A 10,681-nucleotide genomic window follows, 5' to 3' on the forward strand; every position below is an offset into this window, starting at 1 on the left:
TGTCCGCGCTCGCTCAGTCATCGTCGCGCACCAGCCAGACCCAGCCGTCAAGACAGGCAATTCGCAACTTGGTCTGCAGACCTTCCCACGCCCGCCTGAAAGCCTTATCGCGGTCGGCCTTCTTCTCGGCGGCCGACAGGCTGCCGCGCTCGCACATGGCCTGCCACTCGTTCAGCAACACCACTCGGACGTTCTGCGGGAATTCTCGCGACGGGGGCGGCGGCCGTCCGTGGTCGTTGATGCACCGGGTCAGTAACTCCAACGCACGCCTCTGGGCGTCGCTGAGACCCACCTTGGTCTTGGCTTCCCGCTCGGCCACCGACGCATCATCCGAGATGATGGCGGTCGTGATCGGGTCGCCATCCTCATCGGTGCCGAGCAGCGCGCTTTCGAGCTTGTAGTGCGTGAGCGGGCCTTCCATGCCGTCATTGATCTTGATGACGGTGGCGGTCTTGACTCCACCGTCACCGCTGATCTGGACCATCAAGTCAACGTCACCGAGGTTCGCGTTCGATCCGCGATGCCCTCGGCCCTCGTCCTTGCCGGTGTGACCGACGCAGGCGATGTGAACGGGTGTCAGTTCTTCGACCCGGCGCAGGTTGGCGAGGACGATGTTCACGTCCTTGGCTTTGTCCTCATCGCCGCCACCGGCAGCGATGCCCTTGCTGATCGTGTCGATGACGATCAAGCCAACCTTGCAGCGGAAGCGCGCTTCGGCTTCCCGGACGGTATCGAGGATCACCTTGACGCAGCTTTTGTTCTTCAGATCGACGACGTTGGAGGCGATGGCGATCGGCAAGTCGGTCACTCCGTACTTCCGCATGTAGGCCGACAGGCGGCGCTTCACCAACGCGCCGCGTTCCAACGCGATGTAGACGACGCCGCAACGCTCCTTGGAGCGATTGCCGCGCCAATCGCAACCACTAGCGGCATGGAACGCCAGATCGGTCATCAGCACCGACTTGCCGACGCCGGGCGGGCCAAACCAGTTCGAGGTCTCGCCGCGCGCCAGGACGGACTTGATGATCCAGCACTTCGGCGGTGGATCGCTCAGATCATCGTAATAGACCAGCGCCAGCGCGCTCGATGCCTTGGCCTTGGATTCAGGCGCCTGCGGCTGCTCGGTCGCCGCATCCTCCGTGTCCGGTTTACCGAACTTCTTGCGCGTGTAGTCGATCAACTCCCGAATGTCGCGATCATCGATGCCGCCGTCACTGTATGGCGCACATGCCAGCTTGATCTGGAGGTCGGACCAGCCTTTTCCGACCGTGCTGCCAATGAACCTCAACATCGGGTCGCGCCAACCCTTGCCGGGGGTGGCGCGGCTCTGCTTGAGCAGCGCAGTCAATTCGTCGTCACTCTTGCCGGTCTTCCGTCCGAACTGCTCGCCGAACGCGGCGAACGCGGCGAGCTGGTCGCTCTCCTCGATCGACGCAAGCGCGATCAATTGCTCGGCGCGATAGGTCGGGCCGTCGGAGACCTGGCGAAACGTTGTTACCTCGGCGACGTAACCGCGCTCGTCCGCCTTCTGCTTCGTCGGATAGTTGACGCTGCCCGCGATTCGCATCGGCCGGCACGCGTCGCTGACGTTATCGGTGCCGAGCAGGTTCTGCAGCGCCTTGTTGACCTGCTTCTGATGCCCGGCGTCGCGGATGTCGGCGACCTTGAAGTAGACGTGCATGCGCACGTGCGGCACCGTGCCCGTGGTCACGATCAGCGCGGGTATGATCCCCTTTTCCATCAGGGTTGTATTGACGCGGTCGGCATCGCCCGCGCCGTCGAACTCCACCCACGCGAAAGCCGACGCCAGATACTTGTCTTCCTTCACCCGCCGGTCGGGCGGCATCGTCCGATTGGGGAAATGCAGCAGCACCGGACTGGTGTAGACATTGTACCCGAGGGCGTTTCGCTTCGCGACGAACGCCGCGATGTCCTTCAGTTCATGGACCGGGTAAATCTGTGCTTGGTTCACATCGCCGCCGCTGTGCGGGTGACCGTAAGCGATCTGGATGTAGGCGTCGGGATATGAATTGGTCCACGCCGGGCGGTAAAGCGCGAACAGATGGGCGTTGATGTCGTTGAGGTTCGGCTGTAGATCTGAGGCATGCGCGTTCATTGGCACGCCCCCGTGATGCGGCGGAAGTCGCGCTTGGAGATGCCGATCGCGGCGTTCGGGTTCAGCCAGCCGCGATACGGCTTGATGACGAGACCGAGCATGAGCGCCGCAAGAATCAACGCGCCGTTGCTCACGTAGGCGCACAAGCCGACCCGAGCGCCCCAGTTCTCCGCAGCGTGCTTCAAATAGTACGATGAGTAGTAAGCGCGCTTGGTCGGCGTGAACATCCGCAGGAACGCCACCGCAGTCAAAACCTGATCCGGCTGGATCGGGCTCGGCTCACCTTGGCGACCGGGGTAGAGGCCGTTGGCACCGAAGCGCGGAAACCGGTGGCGCAGCTCACGATCCGCACTCCGACCGGCAGCGTTGGCGATCAGCTCTTTGAGGAAGTCGACAGTTCGGAGCGGCGGCTTGGGTTTGCGCCCGCGCGGGACGATGGTGAAATTCATGGGTGGAGACCTCCGCACTTGCGGGATCGCGCCAGCCATGGCATTATCGTTGTGCACTTCGACAAGCCAAGACTGGGATGCGACCCCAGTTTTGAATGAACCCCGCCGCATTACGCGAGCGGGGTTTTTTCATTCTGAGGCCGAGTGTCGCGAAAGCACAGGGAAAGCGGCGGTCAGTTTTCCGTCTGCTGCGTAGCGTCTGGCTCGGAGGCGCTGAAGCGGGCATCCAGCTCTCGCGCAATCGCATTGATCGAGGCGCTGGAGGGTCGAAACTTCTTGACTCCGATCCAGTCAAACAGCGCGTCAAATATCTCCTTGCGGCTGGCTTCAGTCTCGCGCCCAACCATCAGCTCAAGGAACGGTTCCACAATCTCTGTCCGCACGTCCCGCTTCCGGTAGTCTTCGCCGGTGGTCTTGAGCCAGTGATCGACATCCAATCCGCGCTCCGTGAGCACGGCATCGACATCGGTCGATTCGTGTTCGTGTTCGTGCATCTCCATGATGTCGCGCAGTTTGCGGTCATCTGCATCGGGGTTAAGCCGGGACCAGCCTGCCTTTTCAATGTCGTTGTCAAAGAAATCAGGTCCGATCTTGTTGGAATACGCGAGCACCTTGGCGACTGCCGCGCGATATTGGCGCACCAGCTTGCGACCCGGTTTTTTGCCCTGAGCCGCAGCCCAGCGCGCTTCAATCTGCTTAAGAGCCGGTTCCAGTCCATATCGACTAAAGGGGTCGGTCGCCTCCATGGCCACCAACAGCCGCTCAAGTTTCTGCTCGCGGCTCTCTACATCGCCGGGAGATGACTTACGCGTGCTCATGCGGGCTGGAACACATTGAAACATTATTTGGCGGCACGAAAAATCACCACCGGTTTTCCTTCACGGGGCAGCGATGCTGCGTCAATTTACGGCGCAGGACAAGACCAAACCGATCGTTCGCGGACGTGCCGAGGATCGCGCCGCGCCAAAATTGTTATCCGGGTCGCACGACAATCATGAAAACACCAAAGCAGATCGCAACAGCCGCATCAGATAGGCTCGCCTTCACCATTGAGGAGGCGGCGAAAGCGTCGTCACTTGGATCAACGTCGATCTACAAGGCCATCCGCGACGGGCAGTTGGTTGCCCGCAAGTACGGAACCCGCACCATCATCACCAAGACGGAATTGGACGCCTTCCTGAACAACCTCCCGCCGGTCGTCGGCGAATAAAGCAGGGCGGCCCGAAGGCAGCCCTGCTTATCAAGCGACACGACCCATTGGAGCACCTTCGGCCGCTGGGCTCGTGGCGAAGTCGGCCCACGCTTGCAACACCAGGCGCCGCTTCTTCACTGCATGACCGTGCTTGTACGCTTTCTCGGCGTTGTCGCCGGTGATGTGGTGCATGCAATGCTCGATGATCTCCTCCTCGAAATCGGTCTCGTCCTGCGCCCAGGTCCGGAACGTGCCACGGAACCCATGCACGGTCAGCGTCGGATCGGCCGAGACCTCTTTGAGCTTTTTCAGCATGGTCATGTTGGACATCGGGCCGTTGAGATCGCGGCCCGGAAACACATAGTTGCTGACCCGGCTGTCATACAGCTCGCGCAGGATCGCCACCACCTGGCGCGGCAGCGGCGTCTTCTTGTCATAACTATTCTTGGTGCCCTCGCCGCCCTCGGTGTCCTGACCGCTGATGGCCGACAAGTCCCACAGCCCGTGGTCGAGATCGAGATGCGGCCACTGCATGTGCATGATCTCGGCGGTGCGCGCGGCCGTCAGCGCGGTGACCTCCAAGGCGCGGGCGCTCAGGTCCGGAATGGCGGCGAGCTTCTGCATGAACGCAGGCAGCTCAGCATACGACATCGCCTGATGGTGGCCACGCGCTCGCCCGCGCTTCGGGGCCTTGCCGAGCTTGGGGCGCAGCTTGGTGGCATAGTCCGCCGGGTTGTCCTTGCGCCAGCCGTCGGCGATCGCCGCATCGAAGATCAGCTTCAGGCGCTGCCGGGTGTCGCGGGCGGTCTCGACCTGCCGGTAGATCGGCTTCAGCACCAACTGGATAATCTGCTCGGTGGTGATCTCATCGATCCGCAGCCGGTGCAGCGGCTTGGCGTGGTTCTCAACGATGTTCTTGAGCTTGGCGCGGGAGGCTTGGTGCTTGAGACTGATCTCATACGTCTCCCGCCAGGCTGTGGCGTAGGGCAGGAACAACGGGCAGCCCTCCGCCCGGCGGGCTTCGTCGCGCTCTTCCTTGGGGTTGCCGCCATTGCCGAGGATGCGGCGGGCGTCCCGCGCCCGCTTCTTGGCGTCGCCCCAGGTGACCTCCTTGGCCGAGCCGAAACCCATGCTCTCTTTGACGCCTTTGCGCTGGTACTTGAACAGCCAGCGCCGCCCGCCGGAGGGTGCGACGATCAGATAGAGGTTATCGCCGCAGGGGTACTCCCCGGCCGGCATAGCCAGGTAGTTCTTGGCGTTCACCTTTGGCTTGCCGTCGGTTCGATCGCGCATGGCGCTTCTAACTCCGCCTTCGTCGAAAATGTGCTGCGGCTATAGGGAGCTTCTAACTCAAATCGAGGGGGAGTTAAAGGGGCGGTCTGTCGAAAACAGATGGGCGATGGCCAGCGGTGGCAGGCGACGGCCAGCGAAGGAAATAAATCTGCAAGAACAGTTGTTTATAGGCGGGCAAGTGATGATGAGCGATGGCGGGCGAAGGCCGGCGATGTCGGCGTTGGGCGCGCTCGGAAGGATTCGAACCTCCGACCCTCGGAATCGAAATCCGATGCTCTATCCAGCTGAGCTACGAGCGCCCTGGCCCGGGGCTACCGGGCCGCAAACCGAGACTTGCCCGACCGGCTGCTGACGAGCCAGCAACACCGGGCGGCGTTCGGATGGGTTCGAATTAGCAGAGAGGCTGACCAATAAAAAGCCCTCTTCGCCTCCCTCGAGAAAGCCCTCCTCGCCTCCCTCGGGACGGATCGAGGCTGCTCTCACCAGGTCGTGTTGAAGAGGCCGAAATGCGGCTGCTGGGCGACCAGCATCATCGGCCGGCCCTGAGGCGGTGCCGGATGCGCCCGGGCGACCCTGCGCCTGGGCTGAGCCTGGACCGGAGCAGCTTGGGCCTGAGAACCCAGGGCCTGGGAGCCCTGTGGCTTGGCCTCGGGTTTCCTGGCCGCAGCGGTATCGGCCTTCGGCGGCGTGAACTGGGCGAATGTCTCGCGCACCCGCGCCTTGGCCGACAGCTCGGCCAAGGCCGGCGACAGACCTTCCTGCACCGGCGGTTGGGGAGGCACGACAGCCGCGGTCTGCACCGCGGGCGCGGCAATCGTGGGCTGGGTCGTATCCAGCACGACACGCTCCGGCAGATGGCGGTCGGAGCGGATCCTGATCAACGGCTGATCATTGCTTACGGTGGCGACAGCCTGCGCAACCGGTTGCGATGGCAGAACATAGTTGGCTGCAAACAGCAGTGCGAGCAAGGCTCCACCGACAAAGACGAAATACCGAAAGATGGGCATTGGCCGAGCTCCGCCCCCCGCATCCCCGCGTGGGCTCTTCGCCTTCAACAGGCGATCATTTAATTGGTTCCTGACCCAGCCGTTCGGTTCAAATGGCGACGCCAGGTTTTTTTGCCAAGCACCAGGGAGGGTAACTTTTCCGCTACCGGAACATGCCGTGCTTACGCGCGACGTGCCGCGACCAACGAGCATTTCGCCTGATCGGCATTGACGTTGACAAAGCCCACGGAGATTCGCGCAAAGGTCTTGCGGCTCTTCATGCTGACCGGATCTGCCAGCACGCGGCTGCGATCGGTAAGATGACTGCCGTCGCGCCGCGCGAAGGCGCAGACGATCTCGACATTCTTTACGGCATAGTCATTGTCGTTTCGCAGCGTGAACGTCACCAGGGCTTTCGAGCCAAGGCCGCCCCGGCGCCAGGTCTGCGATGAAATCCTGAGACGATCGAGGTCCGCCATAGCCGGGACCTGAGCTTCGGAAGCCAACGAGGCCGATGCTGCCGGATCGCCCGAAGGCGAAGGTTCGACCGTCGCCAGCTCCGACTTCAGGGGCTCAGCACTATTGCCTTTGGAGAGGGGCAGCAGCATCCAGACACCACAGCCGACAATGATGGCGGCCATCAGCCACAGCAGGCTCCCGCCAAATGAGACGCTCGCCAACGTCACAGCACGCGCCAGTCGCTCGCCGGTTCCGGCGAAGCGCCCCAATCCGATCCGGTCGAGCCTGGCGTTCATGGTTGCATCACCGATGGCGGCTGACGTCCAACGACGGACTCGCGACACCGACTCGGCCGCAGCTTACGTCAATCCAGAAGACGAACTAAGGTTCCCTACGAATCGGCAAGGACGGTGGCGATCACCGACCGGGACCGTTAACATGCGCCGCAACATCGAACGATCGCGTTGGGAGAATTGGAATGCCAGTCGTCGTCACTTGGGATCACGTCCATCTGCGCAGCCCCGATCCGGAGGCCACGGCAGCTTGGCTGAGGGACATCCTCGGTGGTGAGATCGTGCATGCGCCGGGACGGATCGACGTGAACCTTGGCGGCGCCAGGATCTTCATCGCACCGCTCGAGGGCGATAGCGTGGTCAACCCGCCGCCTCCGCACCCGCATCAGGGCCTCGATCATTTTGGCCTGACGGTGAAGGACATCGATGCCGTCGCGGCCGAGATCAAGGCCAAGGGCGTCACCTTCACGCGTGAGCCGACCACGATCCGGCCCGGCGTGCGCATCTGCTTCATCCGCGGCCCCGAAGGCATCTCGATCGAGCTGCTGGAGCGCGACAAAAAATACACCTGACGCGACGCGTGCCGCACCGGACGACATTCCGTCCAATGCGGCTAAGTCATGCTGCCGGGCATGAAGCAGCGGATGGTGACGCCCATATAGCCGTAGATCGGCCACACCATGGTGCGCCCGACCCGGTTCGGCTCGGAGATCACAGCCTCCTCAGGGACCTCGACCCAGACAAGCTCCTCCGGCCGCCCTTCGAGCCCGGAAGCATAGCGCGGGAGGCGGACACGATAGTGCCCGTCCTTGCTGTCCCAGTCGGTATCCGAGAGCGCCGAACCGTCGGCGTCGGAGCAGCATGGCCCCTTGCCGCTGCGCAGGCTGTCGAACCAGGCCTTCAAATCCGCATTGGTATTGACGAACTGGCCGCGGTCGCGCGCATGCCCGAACGGAGCTGCAAGCGCAATCAGAGCCAAAACGCAAGCCAGCCTCACGGAAGCCAGCCCTGTCACTCTTCGCCGGCGTGTTACGCTGCCGGAGCGCCGTCGTTCGCTTTTGCAATTCGTGGGACGCGCACTGTACAGACGCGGCTCATCGCCGCCGGAATCGATCCAGTTGCTCATCGTCTTGCTCCAGCACCCCGCGGCCAGTGCAGCAAATTTTATGCATTTCGCGGGCCAACTCTGATTCGCAACGACCGGCCTCACCCCATCATCAGACCGTCATGAGGGCGTCACGCACAAGCCGGGACAACTACGGCTCAAGTCGGCAACTCTGGCGGCCGGCAGGCAAACTGCCGCGTTGCGCGAGCGGATGCGCTTTGGCATAAAAGCAGGATTGGTTACGCCATTGGGCGATGGCGGCCGGCCTGCGGGACGTTATGAAGAACGGTCTCTATTCGATTCATGTGACCCTGCTCGATGGTCGAGCCGGCAAGGGCAGCGGCGTCATTCTTTTTCGCGACGGCAAGATTCTTGGCGGCGATGCCTATCTGTATTACACCGGCAGCTACGTGGTGAAGGATGACACCACCTTCAAAGGCGAGGTGCTGGTGCAACGGCACACTTCGCCGCGAGGCGACGACAATCCGCTGTTCGGCGGCCCTGCCCCGGTCGGTATCGGTGTCAGCGGGACCTACACGGATACCCGCGCGGAAATGACGGGCACCGCGCTGGTCGGCAAGGCCAGCCTGATTTTCGGCGCAACGCTGCACAAGCTCGCCGAGGCTGATTAGCTATTCCGCGGCCTGCTCGAGCGGCGCCGTGCGTGGCAGGATGATCTGGATGCGGGTGCCGCTGCCCGGCTCGGAATCGAGATCGAGCCGCCCGCCGAGCCGGTTGGTGACAATGCTGTAGACGATGTGCAATCCGAGGCCGGTGCCGCCCTGGTCGCGCCGCGTCGTGAAGAACGGATCGAAGGCACGGCGGCGGACGTCGAGCGACATGCCGCAGCCATTGTCGGAGAAGATGATCTCGACATTGTCCTTGCCGGACTCCCGCACCTGAATGTCGATGGTCCCGGGCCGGCCGTCGGGGAAGGCGTGCGCCACCGAATTGAGAAACAGATTGGTCAGCACCTGGCCGTACGGGCCCGGATAGCTGTTCATGGTCAGATCCGGCTGACACTCGACATTGAGCGTCAGATTGTGCTTGCGCAGGCCCGGCCGCAGGCTCATCACCACCTGCTCCGTGAGGTCGCCGAGATCGAAGTTGCGCTGGTCCGAATAATTGCGGTCGGCGGCAACTTGCTTGAACGACTGGATCAGCTCGGCAGCGCGGTTGAGATTGGAGACGAGCTGCGAGGATGCGTCGCGGCTGGTGTTGAGGAAGTCGTTGAGCGTGGAGCGGCGCAGCTCGCCGCGCTCGACCTCGGCAGTGAACATCGCGGTCTTGCGCTCCAAGGCGGAAGCGACCGTGAGGCTGATGCCGACGGGATTGTTGACCTCGTGCGCGACGCCGGCGACGAGGCGTCCGAGCGCCGCGAGCTTCTCGGCCTCGATCAGCGAGGCCTGCGTCTCGCGCAGATTGCGCAGCGCGGTCTCGGCGGATTCCTTGGCCTTGCGCATCTCCTGCTCGCCGCGCTTGCGCTCGCCGATGTCGAGCGCGACGGTGACGATCCGCTCGATCTCGCCCTCGGCATCGAGCAGCGGCAGCTTGTTGACCAGCCATTGCCGCATGTTGCCGGAGGCGTCCTTGTACTCCTCCTCGTAGAAGCCAAGGCCTTTGCGGAGCTTGAGCACCCTCTTGTCGCTCTCGTCGGACTTGGCCGCGCCATAGCGCGACATCAGGTCGGCCGTGGTGCGGCCGAGCGCGTCGCCCGGCTCGATGCCGAAGATGCCGGCCATGTAGCGGTTCATCAGCACGTAGCGCAGGTCGCGGTCCTTGACGTTGATCACCGCGGGCACGGTGTCGATGACCTGCTGGAGCAGGCGCCGGCCTTCGGCAATGGCATCTTCCGCGCGCTTCTGGTCGGTGATGTCGCGCAGCGTGCCCTCGTAGCGGACGATGTTGCCCGCTTCGTCGCGCACGCCGGTGGCGCTGTCGGAGAGCCAAAGGATGTCGCCGCTGCGCTGGCGCACCTGATACTCGAACTCGCGCACCATGCCGTCGCGCGTCATCAGCCGCTGGTATTCGACGCGCGCCTCGGGATGCACGTAGATGGTGTGGGCGATGTCGTTGATGCTGTCGATCAGCTGCTGCGGGCTGTCGTAGCCCATCATTCGCGCCAGCGCCGGATTGGCGTTGAGCAGATCGCCGGCCGGCGTCGTCACATAGATGCCGTCGACCGAGCCCTCGAACAGTTTCCGGTAGCTCTCCTCGGCGAGGCGCTGCTCGGTGAGTGCGCGCACCGCCGCCTCGCGCGCCGTATCGGCCTCCTCCAGCGCACGGCGGAACACTTCGGCCGCACGCGCGATGTCGCCGATCTCGTTGTCGAGGTCGGCGGACGGGATGGAGGTGTCTTTCTGGCCCGCGGCAAGCGCGCGAATGGAGCGTGCGATCTGGGCGAGCGGACGGACCGTCCTGCGCACCACGAAGCCGGCCGCGAGAATGCCGATCAGAACGCCGATGGTGCCGAGCACGATGCTCTGCCATCGCGCTTCCGTCAGCGTACGGGCAAAGTCGCGCGACAGCACGTGGCCGCGCCGGTCGCTGACTTCGCGCAGCAATTCGGTGACGCGGCCGATCAGCCGTCCCTCGGTTCCCAGCACCTCGCGGTCGATGTCGGCGATCTGCCGCTCGCGGACGGCCACGGCCATGATGGCCTCGGCATAATCGTTCACCGCCGACCTCAGCCTGGCATCGCCAATGTTGAACGCCCGCATGTTCTGCGCGGCCTGCTCCGCCGCGGACGGGTTGCGCGCGAGCAGCCCGAGGGCGATGCGGCTCTGCG

Annotated in this window: 11 protein-coding genes and 1 tRNA gene; 3 read left to right on the forward strand and 9 right to left on the reverse strand. The window is 63.4% G+C overall.

Going from position 1 to position 10,681, the window contains the following annotated elements; genetic code table 11:
* Positions 1 to 13: 13 nt before the first annotated feature.
* The 3 genes from MOV74_RS07155 to MOV74_RS07165 form a co-directional block, all read right to left on the reverse strand.
* Positions 14 to 2,116: an AAA family ATPase gene (locus MOV74_RS07155; RefSeq protein ID WP_246919467.1), complete on the reverse strand. Its 2,103-nt coding sequence runs from the start codon at positions 2,114 to 2,116 to the stop codon at positions 14 to 16.
* A complete protein-coding gene (locus tag MOV74_RS07160) occupies positions 2,113 to 2,565 on the reverse strand; it encodes a hypothetical protein (protein ID WP_246919470.1) in 453 nt (150 codons plus the stop codon). The genes MOV74_RS07155 and MOV74_RS07160 overlap by 4 nt, the downstream gene beginning before the upstream one ends.
* Before the next feature lie 173 nt (positions 2,566 to 2,738).
* Complete coding sequence (locus MOV74_RS07165; protein WP_246919471.1) at positions 2,739 to 3,383, reverse strand: hypothetical protein; 645 nt, start codon at positions 3,381 to 3,383, stop codon at positions 2,739 to 2,741.
* A gap of 176 nt (positions 3,384 to 3,559) precedes the next feature.
* Between MOV74_RS07165 and MOV74_RS07170 the strand changes: the two genes are divergently transcribed.
* Positions 3,560 to 3,775 carry a helix-turn-helix domain-containing protein gene (locus MOV74_RS07170; RefSeq protein WP_246919474.1) on the forward strand — a complete coding sequence of 72 codons (216 nt, stop codon included), beginning with the start codon at positions 3,560 to 3,562 and terminating at the stop codon, positions 3,773 to 3,775.
* A gap of 30 nt (positions 3,776 to 3,805) precedes the next feature.
* Here the strand turns inward: MOV74_RS07170 and MOV74_RS07175 are convergent, their stop codons facing one another.
* The 4 genes from MOV74_RS07175 to MOV74_RS07190 all read right to left on the reverse strand — a co-directional run bounded on the left by MOV74_RS07175 (position 3,806) and on the right by MOV74_RS07190 (position 6,791).
* Positions 3,806 to 5,050 carry a site-specific integrase gene (locus MOV74_RS07175; protein WP_246919477.1) on the reverse strand — a complete coding sequence of 415 codons (1,245 nt, stop codon included), beginning with the start codon at positions 5,048 to 5,050 and terminating at the stop codon, positions 3,806 to 3,808.
* A 225-nt stretch (positions 5,051 to 5,275) separates the two neighbouring features.
* Positions 5,276 to 5,349 (reverse strand) — tRNA-Arg (locus tag MOV74_RS07180).
* 180 nt (positions 5,350 to 5,529) lie between these two features.
* On the reverse strand, positions 5,530 to 6,057 hold the full coding sequence (locus MOV74_RS07185) for a hypothetical protein (RefSeq protein WP_246919480.1): 528 nt from the start codon (positions 6,055 to 6,057) through the stop codon (positions 5,530 to 5,532).
* Between the two features lie 161 nt (positions 6,058 to 6,218).
* Positions 6,219 to 6,791 carry a hypothetical protein gene (locus tag MOV74_RS07190; RefSeq protein WP_246919483.1) on the reverse strand — a complete coding sequence of 191 codons (573 nt, stop codon included), beginning with the start codon at positions 6,789 to 6,791 and terminating at the stop codon, positions 6,219 to 6,221.
* A 182-nt stretch (positions 6,792 to 6,973) separates the two neighbouring features.
* Between MOV74_RS07190 and MOV74_RS07195 the strand changes: the two genes are divergently transcribed.
* The gene (locus tag MOV74_RS07195) at positions 6,974 to 7,360 is read left to right on the forward strand and encodes a VOC family protein (RefSeq protein ID WP_246919487.1); all 387 of its coding nucleotides are present in this window, start codon (positions 6,974 to 6,976) and stop codon (positions 7,358 to 7,360) included.
* Positions 7,361 to 7,401: 41 nt separating this feature from the next.
* On the opposite strand, the gene MOV74_RS07200 is transcribed toward MOV74_RS07195, so the two are convergent.
* On the reverse strand, positions 7,402 to 7,914 hold the full coding sequence (locus tag MOV74_RS07200) for a hypothetical protein (RefSeq protein WP_246919490.1): 513 nt from the start codon (positions 7,912 to 7,914) through the stop codon (positions 7,402 to 7,404).
* Between the two features lie 257 nt (positions 7,915 to 8,171).
* Here MOV74_RS07200 and MOV74_RS07205 point away from each other — a divergent pair, with 257 nt between their 5' ends.
* Positions 8,172 to 8,525 (forward strand): GrlR family regulatory protein, encoded by a 354-nt coding sequence (locus tag MOV74_RS07205; protein ID WP_026202721.1) that lies wholly within the window; start codon positions 8,172 to 8,174, stop codon positions 8,523 to 8,525.
* Here MOV74_RS07205 and MOV74_RS07210 read toward each other — a convergent pair.
* The coding region (locus MOV74_RS07210; protein ID WP_246919493.1) for a PAS domain S-box protein at positions 8,526 to 10,681 on the reverse strand (2,156 nt) is incomplete at its 5' end.

It is taken from the genome of Bradyrhizobium sp. SHOUNA76, assembly GCF_023006445.1.
Lineage (GTDB): Bacteria > Pseudomonadota > Alphaproteobacteria > Rhizobiales > Xanthobacteraceae > Bradyrhizobium.